This is a genomic window from Flavobacterium sp. OHVDL-2026-0007 (assembly GCF_059882335.1).
The window spans coordinates 1,842,175-1,861,562 of sequence record NZ_CM187612.1; the positions used below are offsets into that span (position 1 = coordinate 1,842,175).

The following is a 19,388-nucleotide window of genomic DNA, read 5'->3' on the forward strand; positions in this document are numbered from 1 at the left end:
AAAGAAACTACAGAGCTAAGTTTTATAACTTATGATTACTAAAAAAAGTTTGCTAAATTGAAGTGATAAGATCGGAATTAACTGAATCTTACAACCTAAAAAACAAGCGGAATAGTTCCTCACTAATTAGCTCTTTCACGGTCCTCCTAGCTGTGACTCTAAGCCGTTAAAATAAGAGGGGATAATAATGATAATTCTAATGTATTACAGTTTACTCGCTTTATCCAAAGCCACCTCTAAACTCGGATAATTATTTACTATTGTAACGATCTTTCCCTCTTTATCTAGAATAAAATGTGTTGGAAAAGCATTCAGTTGCAAAGTCTCATTCATATACTGCTTCATATTAGGAATCACAGGATAAGACAAAGGTTTTCTCGCCAAAAACACCTTTAATTGTTCTGGTGTATCTTCAGCCAAACTCACAAAAAGAATATCTTTGCGATCCTTATACTTGGCTACCATTTGATTTACCTCCGGAAATTCTTTAATACAAGCCGCACAATGAATATACCAGCATTTAATGACCACCATTTTTCCTTTCATAGATTCATTTGAAACTAGATTTCCGTTCAAATCCTTAAACGAGAATTTAGGAAATGCTGTCCCTTCCATTTTAAAATTCTTAAAGGCATCAAAAGCTTGCTGATTAATCGTTGCTTTTATACTGGTATCAGATTTAGGCTGAATCTTAAACAATTTATAATAATAGTGGGAATCATCCGATTTCAATCGAATCACAATAGCATTTCCATCTGTTAATTTCTGTAAAAAAGTCTCTTTTGAGATTTCTTTTGACCACTGATCAAGGGCAACAAAATCTCTGGAAAGCATAATATTTTCACTTTGATAAGTCCACCAATCGCTGAAGCTTTTTTGAATTTGTATCGGATCAACTTCTGGCTCGCCGTATTTGGGCTTACCCGAACAAGAGCATAGCACTATAAATAAGAGGATGATATTGATGAATTTTAACATAACTAAAAGAAATAATTGAACTTCAAAAATACTTAATTAAAATGTTTTACACCGCTCCATCCCGCATTTATCATCCCTAACAAACCACTTCCAGTAATTTCTCTAACATTCCGCCAACGCTTTGTACTACTCTTAGTCTGATCACTTGTACTGTCCAACAGCATTAAAATCCCCCAATACTTCACTAAATGCTGGTCATACTAGAGCAAAAAAAAACCTAGCAATTAAATTGCCAGGTTTACAATGCGCTCGTTCAGATGAAAACCAAATAACAAATCACCCAAATTTGACACATCATTTTGAAATAAAATCATCGATTAAAAAATAAATAACCAAACTCAATTTTAACCCTTTTCTTCTTTTATTTCTAATTTTATACTTTTCCAAACTGCCTAATCTTTCCCTAATCACTTTTACAAGAAATCCCTAACAAAAGCGCCACTTACTTCCTTTTTTAAAACTGATCGGGTTACTAAACAGTATGAAATCCAAAACTTAGATTAACTTGTTTAAGCTTACAAAAACAGCCAACTCCACATCTGCATGATCTTTTGTATCACATTGCTCTATTAACCTTTTTAACTCATCGCTTTTTAATGTTGACTTATTATCCAACACTAACAGCAGTTGTTGCGAAGCATCCTTTAAGTTTTTTGCCAAAGGCAGTAGAGGCTGTACTAGCGGTGCATTTGCACTCAAAGCAGTTAATTCATTATAAATACCAATCCACTTCGTAAAAAACGCAGCCACTTTTGCTTTGTTCTCCGCTGATTTATTGTTCAAATATTGATTCACTGCCTCATCAAACGCCAGTGCATCAGACGCATCTGAGGTACAAGCATCAGCAAAAAGTGTAAAGGGAGAATACATTTGGTATTCAGTACCTCCTTTATTTCTTTTATATCCTTTTAAAGGCTCACAAACATTGGAAAATGCATTGAGCGTCTCTATATTTTGGTTGTTGGCGATATTTCTTAAAATGACAGCTTTGTTGCGAATATGTGTTAAGCCCAACTCTTCTAATCTAAAAGAAACGGTTTCAAGACGTTTTCTCATACTGGCTAGATCCGTAATATCTTCGGCCGACCATAACCTTTCTGCAATTGCCGCTGTTCTTGGCCAAAGTCTTGAATCTATTGTGGTTGATGTTACTAGTTCGCTCCACATTGTGGCTTCACCCCCTAATATTCTTGCCTTTTCTTCAACAGTTAAATTTGCATCTTTTGGCATTGGATCAGTCAAATAATGACTCGCCACTGGATACATTAAATCAAGATAATAACCATTTGACAAAACTGTTTTATATCCTTTTTTTACAGCATCTACTAAGGACTGTCCCGCAACAACGCCTTCATTAGGCCCTCTCCAAGAGTGAATAATAGCCTCTTTTGACATGTTTTTAGTCATAATTTCTTCCCATCCCATCAATTGTTTCTTATGTTTTTTAAGCATCGGAATTAATTGCATGGTAAAATATGTCTGCAATTCGTGATTGGTACTTAACTTATTTTTCTTTTTAAATTCCTGGATTTTAGGATTTGAATCCCAATCTTTACCTTCGTTTTCATCTCCACCAATATGAAAATATTCCCCTGGAAACAAAGGACAAACCTCATCAAAAAGTTCGCTTAATAATTGGTATGTTTTAGGATTTGAAGGATCTAATGTAGGCGAAAACACACCTGCATTTCTTTCAATTCCATAGGTCGCAATAGCGGTACCTTGAATGTTTTTTTCTGAAGTTCCACCTATCAGGTTCGTCACTTTACTTCCAATCTCCGGATAGGCCGTTAATATGGCAGAAGCATGACCAGGAACATCTATTTCTGGAACTACTAAAATACCGCGCTCATCGGCATATTTTACGATATTTCTGATTTCTTCCTGCGTGTAATATTGTCCATCCGAAGCCAATTCAATTAATTTTGGATGTTTTTTCATTTCGATTCTCCAACCTTGATCATCTACAAGATGCCAGTGAAAAACATTCATTTTCATCGCAGCTAATCCATCCAAATTTCTTTTAATGACATCAACGGGCTGAAAGTGTCTCGAGGCATCGATCATCAAACCTCTCCAAGTAAACCTAGGGAAGTCCGAAATCTGAGCTGTTGGAAAGTAGAAAGAAGTACTGTTATTCTGTACCATTTGCAACAAAGTCTCGAGACCATGTAAAGCTCCTAAATCACTTGTTGCGTTAATTGTAATCTTATTTGGCTTGATATCCAAGTGATAACTCTCATCTTCATACAAACCAATTTTACCGCTCTTGGTACAATTTATTTGTAATTGTGCTGTAGGCTCATCATTTAACTTAGTCAAGAAATCTTGCTCAAAGAACAAACCCGTTCTACCATCTAATCTTCTTAAAAAACGTGTTGCTCCACTAAAAATCCTTGCATTAGGATTCCCCGTGATATTTATTTTAAAACTTTTGTTTAGGGCAAAAGCTCCTTCACTTATGTTAATTGTTTGAGGCCAAGGCATTAGATTTAATTGCTCTTTTTTAATTTGAGCACTAGAGGTTACACCTGCTAATAGTAAGACAAATAAATACTTCATTTTTTAATGTGTTTGAAAAGATGTTATCCTAGGATAACCGTATTAATTAATTAAATATAAAAATAGAACAAAACTCAGAATATTCCCTATTGAACCTCACTAATCGCAATGAAATCAATCTGAATTTTGTCTTTTGATTCGCTTTAACCGAATCTTTGAATTTAAATTTTAATAATCAAAGCGCTTAAAAGCTTCAATTGCCTCATACTCCGCAAGTCCAAGATCATCGTATAAAACTGCTGTGTTTTTATTACGATCTTCGGCTCTTACCCAAAACTCTCTAGAATCGTTCCCTTGAAACATTACTCTGTCTTTTTGAGATTGGTGGTATAAGATAGCATGACGTTTTAACAATACTTCGGACGGTGAAAGTGGAACAGCCATGTCAATTTCATGAATATCCCATTCGTGCCAAGCGCCTCTGTAGAGCCACAACCAACAATCCTCCATATAAGGTTTTGGCTTTAACGCTGCCATTGCTGCAAATATAGCATTTAAACAGACTTCATGCGTACCGTGTGGATCCGCTAAATCGCCTGCAGCAAAGACTTGATGCGGTTGTATCTTTTCGATGATGTCTTTTACCATAGCCACATCCTCTGAACCTAAAGGTTTTTTCTTGATTTGTCCTGTCTCATAAAAAGGTAGATCTAAGAAATGGGTATTTTCATCTTTTAAACCAATGTATCTAGTGGCTGCATATGATTCTCTTCTTCTAATAAGCCCTTTTAATTTTCGCACTTCTAAAGAATCAATTTGATTCTCTGATTTGTTATTCAAAAATGCAATAACTGCTTTGAAATCAATTTTAGCCTTTTCATCCGCCGTAAAATCACTGGATACTTCAGCAAATTTCAAGGCCTCATCATCCGTAACAGCAATATTTCCTGAAGTTTGATACACCACATGCACATCATGACCTTGTTTGATCAATTTGGAAAAAGTCCCCCCCATCGAAATCACGTCGTCATCTGGGTGTGGACTAAAAAGAATAATCCTCTTCTTAGCTGGATGTGCCCTTTCTGGACGATAAGAATCATCGGTATTGGGTTTTCCTCCTGGCCATCCCGTAATGGTATGCTGTAGTACATTAAACATATTGATATTTAAATCGTAAGCTGAACCTTCTTGAGCCAACAAATCAGACATCCCGTTATTGTTGTAATCTCTGTCAGTTAACTTTAAGATAGATTGTTTTGTTTTTTGACACAACCAAACAATAGCTTTGCTTTTTAATTCTTGATTCCAAATACACTCTCCCACTAACCAAGGTGTTTTAAAACGGGTTAATTCTGAAGCAGCTGATTGATCCAAAACAAACGTAGCATTGCCGTGGTTTTGCAAAAAAGTAGCAGGTACCTCTGAGGATATACCTCCTTGAATCGTTCTTTTGACGATATCGGCTTTGTTTTGCCCCCATGCCATCAGGACAATTCTCTTTGATCTGAGAATAGTAGAAACCCCCATGGTAATGGCCCTTTTGGGCACATTGTCAATTCCGTTAAAATCCGAAGAAGCATCCACTCTGGTAATGTGATCCAAAGTAATGATACGGGTCCCTGAATTGATATGTGAACCGGGCTCGTTAAAACCTACGTGACCCGTACGTCCAATTCCCAGTAATTGAAAATCAAGACCACCAGCATTTTTAATATTCATCTCATAATCAATACAATATTGATTCAATTCATCGATGGCAACACTACCATCTGGCAGATTAACATTCTCCGGCTTGATGTCGATGTGATTAAAAAGATGTTGGTGCATGAAATAATGATAGCTCTGATTATTCTCTTTACTCATCGGATAATATTCATCCAAGTTAAAAGTAATCACATTGCTAAAACTCAAACCCTCTTCCTTATGCATTCTCACTAACTCCTCATACACTTTTATAGGAGAAGAACCTGTCGCCAAACCCAATACACAAGCCTTGTTTTTTTCCTGTTTAGCTCGAATTAATTGTGCTATTTCCTGAGCCACAATGATGGATGCTTCTATCGAGTTTTTGAAGATTTCGCTATGAATTTTTTCAAATCGAGTCTCTTCAAATTTCCCAGCACTTTTATAACTAATATCAGGTTTTACTTCTAAAGCACTTTTCATTTTTCTCTTTTTATAGTAATTATCAAGCAGGATCATTTTTTTTAAAATGGTATAAGCAATTTGCATTACTTATACCATCTACTAACCAAACTTCAACTCTTTTACTCTTCTATTTTTTATTAAAAATTAGGTGCATTAACATCCCACCAAGTTCTAGTTCCTCCAGTATCTGGACCTCCTAATTTAGCCAGACCGGTTTCATAACCACCTTTGTTACCGGTTTTCTCTGCCTGTACAAAATTGATTCTTCTCACACCCAACTCCGTAGAAATAGTCCCTCCACTATAATTTTTAAGCACTGGGAACAGTTTAGGATATCCCGTTCTTCTATACTCAGACCAAGCTTCTTGTCCTTCGGGAAAACCAGCAATCCATTTTTGAGTAATAATTTTTTGCAATTTCACCTCATTTGTAGCAGCAGCATCCCAAGCCACCGTTACATTATTCACAGGAGCTGAGTTGTTTTCAGGAAAATTAGGATCCACATAAGCTACAGCTGTTTTAACATTATCACCAACATAGGCAGTTGCACCAGAAACCCCTCTTTGATCAAAGGATGTGCTAACGCCTAGTTCATATAACGATTTTGCATCTCCACCCATATTCCATCCTCTCAAAGCACCTTCTGCTCTTAAGAAATAAGCCTCCGCAGTGGTCATTAAAACCGTTTCCTTTGATCGGATCACTGCTCCTAATCCAGAAAACTCTTGATGATCTGCTTTAGCCGCAATAGCGATACCCGTACGTACCCCTTTATATTGCCCAGGAAATTGCACTGAGGTATCAAAATAAACCGACATTCTAGGATCTTGATATCCTTTTAAGATGGATTCCATATCTGCAGACATACGAATATCTAACCAGCCTCCACTAATTGTTGCCAAAGGATTGGTATAAACAGTAGATACAATTTTAAACAAATCAGCATTGGTAGTCATCACACCAAATTTATGCGCAACCGCTTTTTCAGCCTGCTCTTTAGCAATAACAGGTTTAATTTTTACAATACGCATGGCCAATCTTAAACGCAAGGTATTGGCAAACTTCACCCAAGCTTTATAATCCCCTTTATAAGCGGATTCATCAGTGGCAGCAAAAACACTAGCCTCACCTGCGTCCACTCTTTTGGTTAAGTCATTTACAGCGATGTCTAACTCATTAAACATTTGCACATACACTTCTTCTTGTGAATCATACGCAATAGTAGTATCTAAGGTTCCAAATTTAGAATAAATAATAGGCCCAAAAATATCTGTTAGTCGGTGCATTCCTTCCACTTTTAGAATCAAGGATAAGGCATAAAACTGATCGTATTTCCCTTTACTCTTATTGGCAATATCATTAGCATTATACATGATATTCTTATAGGCTGTTTCCCAGCATACCCCATTCCAGTTATCAAGGAATGAGTAGGTCGTATTGTTTATCCCTCCTTGAAATGCAGTAGGAGTAGCCATATAACCAGACCAGATATCACTATTTAGATTCTGCTGCAATTGATACGCATCTGGCGGATTCAAAATTTGGATATTGTTAAACATGGGAGAAAATCCTCCTTTGATATGATTGAAATCTTGCTCAAAATCTACCGGAGTAATACCGTTTGGATTGGTATTTATTTCCTCAAAATTATCTGTACAACCCACTACTGTCAGCAAAGAAATACAGATAGCTGTTTTTATTGTTTTATTTAGTTTCATTTTTTTAATTTTAGAAAGTTACATTTAAATTAAGACCGATACTTCTAGTAGAAGGCAAACCATAAATATCTACACCTTGTAAACCTTGACCAGTACTTAAAGCAACGTTGGGATCAAAAGGAGCATCTTTATAAATAAAGAATAAGTTTCTTGCTATTAAGGAAATACTAGCGTTTTGAATGAACGGCAATGCTTTAGGATTAAAAGTATAACCTACAGAAACCTCTCTAACACTTACATTTGTTGCATTATAAATATATTCCCCACTAATTCCTGCTCTACCTCCAACTTGTTTATAATACGATTCAGCATCCATTTTTGTAACGGCAACACCATCACTTGCTCTTACCGCATTTATAGTAACTCCTCCTGCATTTCTAGCATCACCAGTTGCTTTGGAAACTCCAAAACTATCATTTTGTGCTTCAGTCAAACTCATGACATCTCCACCAAAACGACCATCAACCAATACACTGGCAAAGAAAGATCCGAACTTAAATGAGTTAGAAAGACTCAACATAAAGTCAGGATTAGAATTACCCACTTCCTCAAAATTGCTTTTTTGAAAAGTACCATCATCATTTAATAAAGCTCTACCCTGGGCATCTTTTTTGAAATTGATCCCTTCTATAACCCCAAATGGCCTTCCTTCAATTAAGGCATATCTATAACTATTTACTCCAGGATTGGTTAGATTAATTCGACCACCTAGCTCTTCAGGTATTTCCTTTACCTTATTTTTATTTTGAGAATAATTCACCATTGCATCCCAAGAAAATTTATCTCCTCTAACAATTCCAGCATTCAAAACAACTTCGATACCTTTATTCTCTATACTCCCTGCATTAATCCCATAAAAATCAACTCCTTGAGCATTTCCAATTGGTGCCACAACTTGCAAATACTGGTTTTTAGTTTCTGAATGATAATAAGAAACCTCAAATCCTAATCGGTTATTAAACAGTCTCCATTCTGTACCAAATTCATATTCTGATTTCAACTCCGGTTTCAAACTAGTACCCGTTTTTGGAGCCACTATTGGATTGTATTTTGTTCCACTTCCTTGTGGGTAATAATTAGTAGGACTTGTAATAAATGGGGCAACATCATTACCGGCTTTTGCATAGGCTGCACGAACTTTACCATAGTTAATAAATTCAGGTAAAGTAGCCATCTCGCTAATTAATCCAGTCAAACCAACTGATGGGTAAAAATAACCTCCCTCTTTGGTGTTAACCAAAGTAGACGACCAATCCTTTCTACCAGTAAGATCTAAGAACAACATATCTTTGTAACCAAAGGTAGTAGCGGCAAATATGGATTGGATCTCTTTGTTAGAATCAATGGTTTGATAATTTTCAGCATTGTTATTGAAATTATGCAAAGTAAACCAGTTGGCATATTTCAAACCGCCACCAACACCAGAATCTAAGATTGTTCTTTGATTAATCATCGTGTTTCTAACACTAGTACCTACGTTAGCATTAAAAGAAAAGTCGGATCCAATTTTAGTGTTTATTGTAGCAATTAAATCGGCATAACGTTGTGTACTTAGCGCATCTTCATGATAATATCGACCATTTACATGAGACAAAGCCCCTTGCGTTGTAGCATAAATAAATTTATCATACACGCTTGATATTCTATTATAATTATACCTAGTGGCTATGCTTAACCAATTATTTGCTTTGTAGGTTAAAGACAATGCTCCATTAAAGAAGGCATTGGTATCTTCTGACTTATTTCTATTGATTCCCCAATATGGGTTTTGCATAATATCCCTATTGGTCATCCAGTTTTGAGCCATTAAATTTCTAGTGGGATCAAAAACTTCATAATTATTTTTATAGGCATTGAAGTCATTTCCTCTAGGCATCAAATAAACTCCTGTAAGTGGATTAAAGTAGAGTCCATTAACAGGCTTATTGGCAATGGACTGTGAAGTATAGTTTCCACTGGCAGCAAAAATCAATTTATCATCAAAAAATTTAGCGGTTTGACGAATTCCAAAGTTGTTTTTCTTTAAAGAGTTCCCTGGAATAATTCCAGTAGCTGATGTATTGGCATAAGAAAATGTTGTAGACGAATTTTCATTAGCCGTTGAATATCCTATTGAAGAAATTTGCGTCACTCCCGTATTAAAGAAATCTTTCACATAATCATTTGATTTTTCTTTGGCTCCCCAAGTTTCATCTGCTCCTTTTGCCGCAACATAGTCCGATTGGAATTCAGGCATATACGCAGCCGTTTCAATAGTGGTTACGGAAGAACCCGTAATATTAGCCTTTCCATTTTTTGCTTTTTTAGAAGAAAGTAAAATAACTCCATTTGCTCCTTGACTACCGTATAACACAGAAGCTGCAGCTCCTTTTAGTACAGTCATCCCTTCATAATCATCAGGATTAATCAAAGAAACAACATCTCCCCCGTCACGATTACCTCCTGACAAGCTACCAAATGTATCGTTAGGTTGACCAGAACCAGCATTTAACATTGGAATACCATCAATAACATATAAGGGCTGACTATTGACAACTGAAGAGTTCCCACGAATAACCACCTTAGTAGACCCTCCTGTACCTCCAGAACTTTTGGTTACCGCAACACCCGCAATTTTACCTGCAATGGTATTGATAATATTAGCGTCTTTCACACGAGTTAACTCTTCTCCTTTAAGCTCTTGAGCAGAATAGGTCAACGATTTTCTCGTTTTTTTGATCCCTAATGAAGTGACAACCACTTCATTTAACGCATTAGAAGCCGCTTGTTGCATTTTCACATTAACAGTAGCAGCATCTCCGACAACAATACTTTGTGTCTCAAGACCTACATAAGTAAAAACCAATGTCTGTCCCTTTTGCGCCTCAATGGTATACAAACCATCGAAATCGGTACTAGCCCCTTTTTGACTTCCTTGTACCACAACAGATGCCCCTGGTAACGGCATCCCATCAGAATCTGTAATCACACCTTTGATCGTTTTTACCTGAGCAAGTGAAACTTGCGCCGTAAAAACCATCATAAAGATTAAGAAAATTTTTTTCATTTTTGTTTATTTTTGTTAGTTATGAGGTAAATTTATTCTTAAGGTATTGTTAAAAAAAATAATTTATACCAACAACTAAAAACCTTAAACCAACGACACAAAACTTTCAATAATGTGTTTTACGAAAACGTTATCCTTAAAAAATACACTAGGCTTTTTTATTTATTTTTAAATTTTATTCAAAAAAAATTGCGATTAACCAACTAATTGTTTAAAGTTGCACAATAATTATAGTAGTACTATTCCTAATCCTCACCAAGCAAATTGACTGAAATTCAAAAATTGAAATTTAACATAAAGATTCAAAATCATATTTGGTTTTGGGGTGTTTACTTTATCCTCAATTATTTGAGATGGGGAGCCTATTTCAATGATTACCAATACGCCTTCAAATCGAACCTAATTGAATTTTCCTTAGTTATCCCTCTAGTATATTTTAACTTGTTTGTACTGGTTCCTCGATATGTGCTCAAACAGCAATACATCAAATACACCTTTGCTTTACTGCTGAGTCTCTTCGCTCTTTATTTATTAAAGACAGCCCTGACCTACTACATCATATCGGAAAACATTTGGCCTGAAGCCAATAGAGAATACCATCCTTTTGAGCTGAATCATATCGTAGCGGTTTGCATAGGGGAATTGTATGTTTTAGCCATGGCTTCTTCGGTCTACCTCACACTTACTTGGTTACGCGAACGCGAGCGAAACAGATCTTTAAGAGAAAATCAATTTAAAATCAAATTGAAATATCTGGAAAACCAGATTCAACCTCATTTTTTCTTCAATACTTTAAATAATTTATATGCTTTATCTCTGGAATCATCCAACAAGGTTCCTGATGTAATTCTTAAGTTGTCCAATTTAATGGAATATGTACTGTATGACATTAAAGGAACCAAGTTCGTTCCGTTGATCAAAGAAATTGAATACATTCAAAATTATATTGAAATTGAAAAGTTGCGTTTTGAGCAGGTTGAAGTCTCCATCAACCTCGAATCCACTATCGAAGATGTTGTAGTTCCGCCCTTAATTTTTATTTCCATGGTGGAAAACGCATTCAAGCATGGCGGGCTAAACAACCGAAATTTAAAGATTAAAATCAACTGTAAAGTAATCGACCACAAATTGTTAAAATTTGAAGTTCTAAATAATTTTGTACTTTCACAAAACCCAAATGCAAAAGGAGGAATTGGATTAGCCAACACCAAAAAGAGACTCAAATTGATTTACAAAAATGATTTCAGTTTAAAGAGCACAACCAAATTAAATTACCACATAATCTGTTTGCAAATACCTATTGATAATGAAGATTAAATGCGTGATAATTGACGATGAACCACTGGCGATTAAAGTCATAGAAAATTATTTTAATAATTTCAATGATTTTGAAGTGATTGGTACATTCCACAACTCATTAGAAGCACTTGATTTTATAAACAGTACTACTGTAGATGCTGTTTTCTTAGATATCAATATGCCAATGATGACAGGATTTGAACTCATTAGCTTACTGCAAAGCAAAACCAGGATTATCATTACAACTGCTTTTCGAGAATTCGCAGCCGAAAGCTATGATCTTGATGTATTGGATTATTTGGTAAAACCCATTCCGCTACCGCGATTTATTAAATGCATCAATAAAATCACCACCGAATTCAATTTAAAAAACAATATAAAAATAGAATCTACAAAAGCAGATTCTCATATTTTTATTAAAGTGGATAAAAAGATGATGAAAATTAGCATTGAAGAAATTTTATTTGTGGAAGGAATGAAGGAATACATCAAAATTGTAACTCCAGATAAAACGTATATCACCCATAAATCACTAAGCTCACTATCTGAAGAATTACCCGCAGATCGCTTCCTTCGCATCCACAAATCCTATGTAATTGCATTAAATAAAGTAAAATCCATAGAAGGAAATCGTATTCAAATACAGTCCTACACCATTCCTATTGGCCGAAACTATAGTAAAGATGTCAAAAACAAGATTCTCGAATAAACATTAACATTTCTAAAACTGTAAAAACAAGCACGTTATTGAACAAATAGTGCCGTTGGTTTAAATTTAACATTATTTATTAGTAATAATTTTTTTTTGATACAGCTAACAAATATATTTACGGTCTTCAAAAAACAACTTAAATAAAAAATATTAACCCATTCAATTATGAGTTCAGAAAATGTTCAAACCAAATGGGGCCAATTTATCTCTTTGATAATTGTCTTCTTCTTTTGGGGTTTTGTTGGTTCTGCCAACGACATTCTAATACCCGTATTCAAAAAAGTATTTACCTTATCACAAGTACAATCACAATTAGTAGCTTGGGCATTTTATGCAGCTTATTTTGTAGGGTCAATGATTTTCTTCTTAGTATCACTAAAACTAGACGTACTTCAGAAATTTGGATACAAAAAAACCTTATCTGCTGGATTACTACTTTCCGCATTTGGATCCTTTTTATTTGTTCCTGCTGCCACTATGGCAAGTTTTCCTTTCTTCCTAACGGCATTATTTACAGTGGGACTAGGTTTTTCTATTCAACAAATTGTAGCCAATCCATTAGCTATTAAAATGGGAAGCCCTGCTACCGGAGCGCACCGCTTGACTCTAGCTGGAGGTATCAACTCTTTTGGAACCACTATTGGGGCTATTCTATTAGGAATTGCTTTATTTGGAATGGGAGACAACAAAAAAACAGCCCTTTCTTTAGAAGATATTAAACTGCCTTTTATCATCCTTGGACTTGCTTTTATAGCTGTTGCAATCTTTATGAACTTCTCTAAAATTGAAGATCCAATAAAAGAGGAAGAAGCCATCATCAAACATGCACACGAAAAATTCAACATCTTAGACTACCCACAATTGTACTTAGGAATGTTAGCTATTTTCATTTATGTTGGAACAGAGGTTACCATCATCAGTAACTTACCTGCCTTATTGCATACGTCTGAATTTGGTAATGTTTTAGAAGATGCTATCGCACCTTTTATCGCCCTTTACTGGGGAAGTTTAATGATTGGTCGTTGGAATGGTGGCGTAAACGTTTTCAATACGTCTAACTTAGTCAATACGGCATTAAAATTCATTGTTCCGGCTTTAGCCTTTGGTGTTATCATTGGAGCAAATATTTTTGCAGCACACGATGTTTCTGCATTCTACATTTACCCAATCTGGATCTTATTGTTTATCGCGGTAAGTTTCGTAGGAGGCAAAAATGCTGGAAAAACCCTAATGCTTTTCGGAATTTCAGGTTTATTAATGATGCTTGCAGGACTAGTTTGCCCAGATCCAGAAATTGCTAAATTCTTCTTTATCTCTGGTGGATTATTCTTATCGATCATGTGGCCATCTATTTTTGATTTAGCCATTGCAGGTTTAGGAAAAAATACTGGAAAAGCATCTTCATTCTTAATCATGATGATCCTTGGAGGAGGAATTATTCCTTTAGTTCAAGGAAGTATTTGTGATATCGATTTAACAAGCCCAGAAGGAATATTTGGTATTACCTGGACACACTTCTCTTATATCGTTCCTTTATTAGGTTTTGCATACTTAGGTTTCTATGGTTACTACTGTCCTAAGATATTAAAGAGACAAGGAATTAATCATGTTGAAGGTGGTGGCGGAGGTCACTAAAAAAGACATCAAATCAAATAAAAAAATACTCCCAGTTTACTTGCTAAAACTGGGAGTGTTTTTTTTTAGGCCTAAAGCCTAAAAAAAACGGTACCTTCTACTGAAGAGTACCGCTTTATAAAGTATCTGAATCTAAGGATTATTTATTCCCTTTTTCAAAATCAGCTACGAACTGAGCCAATCCAATATCTGTTAATGGGTGTTTCAACAATCCGTAAATTGCAGAAAGAGGTCCAGTCATTACATCAGCACCAATTTTAGCACAGTTCACAATATGCATCGTATGACGCACAGAAGCTGCTAAAATTTGAGTTTCGTAACCGTAATTATCAAAAATTAATCTGATTTCTTCAATCAAATTTAAACCATCAGTTGAAACATCATCCAAACGACCAATAAATGGTGAAACGTAAGTTGCTCCTGCTTTTGCAGCCAATAAAGCTTGACCTGCAGAAAACACAAGAGTTACATTGGTTTTAATTCCTTTATCTGAAAAATATTTTGCAGCCATTACCCCTTCTTTGGTCATTGGCAATTTTACTACAATTTGATCATGCAATTCAGCCAATTCTTCACCTTCTTTGATCATTCCATCATAATCCAGCGCATTTACTTCAGCACTAACATCACCTTCAACAAGATTGCAAATGTCAACATAATGCTTCAAAATGTTGTTTTTCCCAGTGATTCCTTCTTTTGCCATCAAAGATGGATTAGTAGTTACACCATCTAAAACACCTAAAGCTTGTGCTTCTTTAATCTGAGCTAAATTAGCTGTGTCAATAAAAAACTTCATAATTATATCTATTTAATTGTGTTCTTCTTTAAACGTGTCCCTAGAACTTGATTTTAAGCTATCTCTTTTATACTCTTTAACTTCACAAAACAATAACCCTTCTATGACTCACGTAAATTTGCTGCAAAATTACAACTTATAATGATTCATTAACATTTTTTCATAAACTTTATCCGGAAGTGCTCGTTTCAAAACAATAGAAAATTTCTGCATAAAAGCACCAACTTTATAATGCACCTTAGGCTCCTTCTCTTGTATAATCTTATAAACGGCATCCGCCATTTCATTTGGATTGCTGCCGGCATCCACATGCTGGTTCATCGTCGCTAAAGTATCTCCATATACCTTCTCATAGGCAGAGCCTTTTAAAACGGGTGCATGGTAACGTCCTGAAGCGATATTGGTAGCAAAGTCTCCTGGCGCCACATTAGTAATGGTTACACCGAATTGCTTCACTTCCATCCTTAATGCCTCGGTAATCAACTCTAAAGCACCTTTGGAAGCCGAATAAACGCCACGATACGGCAATCCCATATACCCTGCAATAGAGGTAATATTAATAATTAAACCAGACTTCTGCTCACGCATTTGTGGTAGGGCAGCCTTCATCACTTCAATAGGACCAAAAAAGTTGGTTTCAAAATTGTTTTTGATTTCCTCCATCGGAATCTCCTCTAAAGGCCCCGTAATTCCCACACCTGCATTGTTAATGACCACATCTAAACGTCCCGAAGTAGCGATAATTTTTGATACAGCCGCCTGAATAGATTCGGCGTTTCGCACATCTAGCGCCACAAGAGGGAAAACAGAATTCAGCACTTTCTCTGGATTTCTGCTTGTTCCATAAACAACGAAACCTTTTTGATGCAAAAATTCTCCAATAGATTTTCCGATCCCTGAGGATCCTCCAGTAATTAAAACAACTTTATTCATCTTTATATGTTAGGGATTTTAGGTTATGATTTTGAGTTATGACAATTATTAATGATCAAGCCAATATTTAAATTCTAGTTTTGATGCCAGTTCTTTAATCAATATTGAATCTGTTACTTCTTCTGAAAAATAGACCAGAATTTTATTAGTATCTTTAGTAGAATATTTAAGACGATAATATTTATTCATTTTCAATTCAGAGTTACCGGGGCAACGTCCAACACTATTTCTGTAAACTTTATTACCTACATAATATTTAACAAAAGCAACCCTAGATTTCCCAACACTCTTACAAAAAGTGTATTTACAAATGGTTTGACCTGGGTATTGTTCAATTTCACTTCTATAATCTGAACCTTTCACAAAAAGATACCCTATTCCGATAAACAAAAAGACTAAAATAACTTTTGAAAATTTTCCCATCCTACAAGTACGCTGTTTTTAAGTATTACATAATATGTAAATTCTAAATTCCGAAAGGGTCAAAAATAAAAAAATCCTCCCAAGGGAAGACTACTTTTGAATTAATTCTAAAAAAAAATCTGAACAAATGTTCAGATTAAAAAAAAAATGGCAAGCGACCTACATCGCACCGCTCAACCACGTACCCTTGCTATGTTCCCATCCTGGGGGAGTCTGCAGGAGCTGGTCGTGTAGGACTTGCCGGTGCAAATATACAATCTTTTTATATTTTTGCAAGAGCTTTGTTGCTATAAAAATATCATCGTATATTGGCTTATTCAAATTTTTAACCATGAAAAAACATAACTTCTTAACTGTCATTTTATTAGGAATCACATTAATTGGATGTGGAGATAAAAATAAAGGTGAAAATTCTTTATTTACTATCGATGATTCGGCTTTTCCAGTCCATTTTTTACCACAAGAAGCCCTTTCGATTACTATTTCAAACCCAAATTCGAAAGAAATCGACAGCGTTGTCTACTTTATCAATGACAAAAAAGTAGGAAGCACAAAAGCTACTGAAAAATTCAAGTTCGAATTGAAAGATCAAAAACTAGGCTATCAATACCTAAAAGCGACTGTATATTTCAGTGGAGATTCTTCTGTTGCTACCAAAAGAATTGAATTGGTTTCCAATGTACAACCTAAAGCATTAAAATTCAAAATTGTCAATACCTACCCTCACGATACAGCAGCTTTCACAGAAGGCCTAGAGTTTTACAAGGATACTTTATATGAAAGCACGGGTCAAGAAGGAAATTCATACTTAAGAAAATACGATTATAAAACAGGGAAAGTTTTCAAACAAATTGACTTGGATAAAAAGTACTTTGGAGAAGGCATCACTTTTATCAATGGCAAATTATTTCAATTGACTTGGCGAAACAAAACAGGCTTTATCTATGATGCCAACACCTTAAAGCTAGAAAAAAACTTTACGTATGACAAGGACATTGAGGGTTGGGGTATGACTAATGATGGTACCTACATCTATCAAACCGATAAAACAGAAAAAATCTGGAAAATGGATCCTGCTACTCAAAAGATGATTGATTACATTAATGTATACTCTGGAACTTCCAAAATTAAAGCCATTAACGAACTCGAATGGATCAATGGAAAAATCTATACCAATGTTTGGTTCAAAGATGCCATTGCAGTAGTGAATCCAACTTCTGGAGCTGTTGAAGGAATTTTAGACATGTCAAGCTTACGTAAATTCATGACAGACATTACCAATGAAGATGTTTTGAACGGAATTGCTTACAATCCAAAGACTAAAACCATTTTTGTAACGGGCAAAAACTGGAGTAAGATGTTCGAAATTACCGTTTCCGAATAAATAAAAAAGAACACTGTTCCATACGAATTTCACAAATTGCACGAATTGTTCCGTGATAATTTGTGAAATTTGTGTTTTAAAATACCTTTATACCACTAAACCTACCCCATGATAACACTGATCACCAACATAAAAGAATTACTTCAGGTTCGTGAAACCTCCATCGCTAAAGTTTCAGGAGCTGAAATGGCTGTACTACCCAGTATCCAAAATGCTTTTTTACTTCTAAAAGACGATCTTATTACTGATTTTGGTCCTATGGAAAAACTTCCGCAAGTCAAAGCAGATACGATCATTGATGCCACTGGAAAAATGGTGCTACCTACTTGGTGCGACTCTCATACCCATATTGTATATGCTGGGAATCGCGAGCAGGAGTTTGTAGATCGTATTAATGGCTTTTCTTATGAAGAAATTGCCAATCGTGGTGGTGGCATTTTAAATTCTGCTAAAAAACTCAACGAAACCACTGAAGAAGAAATCTATGCGCAATCGAAATTGCGACTAGAAGAAGTGATGTCTTTAGGCACGGGCGCAGTGGAAATAAAATCTGGTTACGGACTTACTATAGAAGGCGAATTAAAAATGCTTCGTGTCATCAAAAAATTGGCCCAAAATTATCCTATTGCTATAAAGGCCACCTTTTTAGGTGCTCACGCTTTTCCGCTGCATTACAAAGAAAACAAAGCGGCTTATATTGAGGAGATCATCACTAAAATGCTACCTAAGATCGCCAAAGAATCCCTAGCCGACTATATCGATGTGTTTTGCGAAACAGGCTATTTTTCTGTTGAAGAAACAGAACAAATCATGTCCGCAGGACTCCAATTTGGTTTACAACCCAAAATTCACGTCAATCAGTTTAATTCTATTGGAGGCATACAAGCTGCAATCAAATATAACGCCCTTTCTGTGGATCATCTTGAGATAATGACTCCAGAGGACATCGAAGCTTTAAAAGGCAGCGATACCATGCCTGTGGCTTTACCATCATGCTCTTACTTTTTAAGTATCCCTTACACACCAGCACGTGAGATGATAAAAGCCGGTTTACCCTTGGCTTTAGCCACGGACTTCAACCCTGGCTCTACACCATCGGGCAATATGAATTTTGTAGTGGCAACCGCCTGTATAAAAATGAAAATGACTCCTGAAGAAGCCCTAAATGCTGCCACCATAAACGGGGCTTATGCCATGGGGCTTTCAACAACACATGGTAGCATCACCAAAGGTAAAAAAGCCAACTTAATCCTCACCAAAGCCATTTCCTCTTATTATCAAATTCCCTATGCTTTTGGTAGTAATTTGATCGAAAGTGTTTTTATAGAGGGTAAAATTATCACCTCATAAAAACCCCCTCTCCCAATTCAAATTCAAAAGCTAATTTTATCTTAAAGCCGCCTTTTTAATTTGAAAACATAGAAAAAGAGGCTATATTTATCCCTTTAAAAATAGCCTCTTCGCATGATTTTATTAGATCACATTTTAGATATACCCTCTGCCGAGTGGAAACAAAATGTTTCCCTTGCTTTGGTCGGTCTATGTGCTAATCAAAACAGCTACCCTAGCTATTGTTGTTTTTTAAAATTAAAAATCTTCCCGAATTCTTAAGCACCCGCGAGTGTGCTTCATTACATCCTAATTGACTTTATTTTTTTTCAGCACTATCCATTCACTTTGGACAATGCTACTCGCACTATAAAGTTTCATGTAGTTCCCACTACCCGATAGGATCAAGAGTATTCCGTATTTTTTTTCAACATTAAAACCACTATATCATGGCTAAGATGAACACTTTAAAAACTGCTCAAACA

General features: G+C 35.6%; 13 protein-coding genes and 1 other RNA gene. 5 read left to right on the plus strand and 9 right to left on the minus strand.

Features of this window, described 5'->3' with window-relative positions:
• Positions 1–204: 204 nt before the first annotated feature.
• From AC51AA_RS07050 to AC51AA_RS07070, 5 genes are all read right to left on the minus strand, one after another.
• Positions 205–978, minus strand: coding sequence for a TlpA family protein disulfide reductase (locus tag AC51AA_RS07050; RefSeq protein WP_500705138.1), 774 nt, complete (start codon positions 976–978; stop codon positions 205–207).
• 495 nt (positions 979–1,473) lie between these two features.
• The gene (locus tag AC51AA_RS07055; RefSeq protein ID WP_500705140.1) at positions 1,474–3,540 is read right to left on the minus strand and encodes a beta-N-acetylhexosaminidase; all 2,067 of its coding nucleotides are present in this window, start codon (positions 3,538–3,540) and stop codon (positions 1,474–1,476) included.
• A gap of 168 nt (positions 3,541–3,708) precedes the next feature.
• On the minus strand, positions 3,709–5,646 hold the full coding sequence (gene nagB / locus AC51AA_RS07060) for a glucosamine-6-phosphate deaminase (RefSeq protein WP_500705142.1): 1,938 nt from the start codon (positions 5,644–5,646) through the stop codon (positions 3,709–3,711).
• A gap of 119 nt (positions 5,647–5,765) precedes the next feature.
• Positions 5,766–7,346 (minus strand): RagB/SusD family nutrient uptake outer membrane protein, encoded by a 1,581-nt coding sequence (locus AC51AA_RS07065; RefSeq protein ID WP_500705144.1) that lies wholly within the window; start codon positions 7,344–7,346, stop codon positions 5,766–5,768.
• 10 nt (positions 7,347–7,356) lie between these two features.
• Positions 7,357–10,392 carry a SusC/RagA family TonB-linked outer membrane protein gene (locus AC51AA_RS07070; protein WP_500705146.1) on the minus strand — a complete coding sequence of 1,012 codons (3,036 nt, stop codon included), beginning with the start codon at positions 10,390–10,392 and terminating at the stop codon, positions 7,357–7,359.
• Positions 10,393–10,674: 282 nt separating this feature from the next.
• On the opposite strand from AC51AA_RS07070, the gene AC51AA_RS07075 reads away from it, so the two are divergent.
• From AC51AA_RS07075 to AC51AA_RS07085, 3 genes are all read left to right on the plus strand, one after another.
• Positions 10,675–11,709, plus strand: coding sequence for a sensor histidine kinase (locus AC51AA_RS07075; protein WP_500705148.1), 1,035 nt, complete (start codon positions 10,675–10,677; stop codon positions 11,707–11,709).
• On the plus strand, positions 11,699–12,400 hold the full coding sequence (locus tag AC51AA_RS07080; RefSeq protein WP_500705150.1) for a LytR/AlgR family response regulator transcription factor: 702 nt from the start codon (positions 11,699–11,701) through the stop codon (positions 12,398–12,400). The genes AC51AA_RS07075 and AC51AA_RS07080 overlap by 11 nt, the downstream gene beginning before the upstream one ends.
• A 168-nt stretch (positions 12,401–12,568) precedes the next feature.
• A complete protein-coding gene (locus AC51AA_RS07085) occupies positions 12,569–14,038 on the plus strand; it encodes an MFS transporter (protein WP_500705152.1) in 1,470 nt (489 codons plus the stop codon).
• 139 nt (positions 14,039–14,177) lie between these two features.
• On the opposite strand, the gene fsa is transcribed toward AC51AA_RS07085, so the two are convergent.
• The 4 genes from fsa to ffs all read right to left on the minus strand — a co-directional run bounded on the left by fsa (position 14,178) and on the right by ffs (position 16,433).
• Positions 14,178–14,834 (minus strand): fructose-6-phosphate aldolase, encoded by a 657-nt coding sequence (fsa, locus tag AC51AA_RS07090; protein WP_500705154.1) that lies wholly within the window; start codon positions 14,832–14,834, stop codon positions 14,178–14,180.
• Positions 14,835–14,963: 129 nt separating this feature from the next.
• Complete coding sequence (locus AC51AA_RS07095; protein WP_500705156.1) at positions 14,964–15,767, minus strand: SDR family oxidoreductase; 804 nt, start codon at positions 15,765–15,767, stop codon at positions 14,964–14,966.
• A 48-nt stretch (positions 15,768–15,815) separates the two neighbouring features.
• Positions 15,816–16,190, minus strand: coding sequence for a hypothetical protein (locus tag AC51AA_RS07100; RefSeq protein ID WP_500705158.1), 375 nt, complete (start codon positions 16,188–16,190; stop codon positions 15,816–15,818).
• 145 nt (positions 16,191–16,335) lie between these two features.
• Positions 16,336–16,433, minus strand: an RNA gene (gene ffs, locus AC51AA_RS07105) — signal recognition particle sRNA small type.
• 88 nt (positions 16,434–16,521) lie between these two features.
• Here ffs and AC51AA_RS07110 point away from each other — a divergent pair.
• Together AC51AA_RS07110 and hutI are read left to right on the plus strand one after the other, a co-directional pair.
• Complete coding sequence (locus AC51AA_RS07110) at positions 16,522–17,574, plus strand: glutaminyl-peptide cyclotransferase (RefSeq protein WP_500705160.1); 1,053 nt, start codon at positions 16,522–16,524, stop codon at positions 17,572–17,574.
• Between the two features lie 108 nt (positions 17,575–17,682).
• Positions 17,683–18,924 (plus strand): imidazolonepropionase, encoded by a 1,242-nt coding sequence (gene hutI / locus AC51AA_RS07115; RefSeq protein WP_500705161.1) that lies wholly within the window; start codon positions 17,683–17,685, stop codon positions 18,922–18,924.
• The last annotated feature ends 464 nt before the right edge of the window (positions 18,925–19,388 follow it).

Coding starts and splice junctions, on each gene's coding strand:
- hutI (WP_500705161.1), top strand. CDS start 17,683: ATGATAACACTGATCACCAACATAAAAGAATTACTTCAGGTTCGTGAA.
- nagB (WP_500705142.1), bottom strand. CDS start 5,646: ATGAAAAGTGCTTTAGAAGTAAAACCTGATATTAGTTATAAAAGTGCT.
- AC51AA_RS07085 (WP_500705152.1), top strand. CDS start 12,569: ATGAGTTCAGAAAATGTTCAAACCAAATGGGGCCAATTTATCTCTTTG.
- fsa (WP_500705154.1), bottom strand. CDS start 14,834: ATGAAGTTTTTTATTGACACAGCTAATTTAGCTCAGATTAAAGAAGCA.
- AC51AA_RS07110 (WP_500705160.1), top strand. CDS start 16,522: ATGAAAAAACATAACTTCTTAACTGTCATTTTATTAGGAATCACATTA.
- AC51AA_RS07050 (WP_500705138.1), bottom strand. CDS start 978: ATGTTAAAATTCATCAATATCATCCTCTTATTTATAGTGCTATGCTCT.
- AC51AA_RS07070 (WP_500705146.1), bottom strand. CDS start 10,392: ATGAAAAAAATTTTCTTAATCTTTATGATGGTTTTTACGGCGCAAGTT.
- AC51AA_RS07095 (WP_500705156.1), bottom strand. CDS start 15,767: ATGAATAAAGTTGTTTTAATTACTGGAGGATCCTCAGGGATCGGAAAA.
- AC51AA_RS07080 (WP_500705150.1), top strand. CDS start 11,699: ATGAAGATTAAATGCGTGATAATTGACGATGAACCACTGGCGATTAAA.
- AC51AA_RS07065 (WP_500705144.1), bottom strand. CDS start 7,346: ATGAAACTAAATAAAACAATAAAAACAGCTATCTGTATTTCTTTGCTG.
- AC51AA_RS07100 (WP_500705158.1), bottom strand. CDS start 16,190: ATGGGAAAATTTTCAAAAGTTATTTTAGTCTTTTTGTTTATCGGAATA.
- AC51AA_RS07055 (WP_500705140.1), bottom strand. CDS start 3,540: ATGAAGTATTTATTTGTCTTACTATTAGCAGGTGTAACCTCTAGTGCT.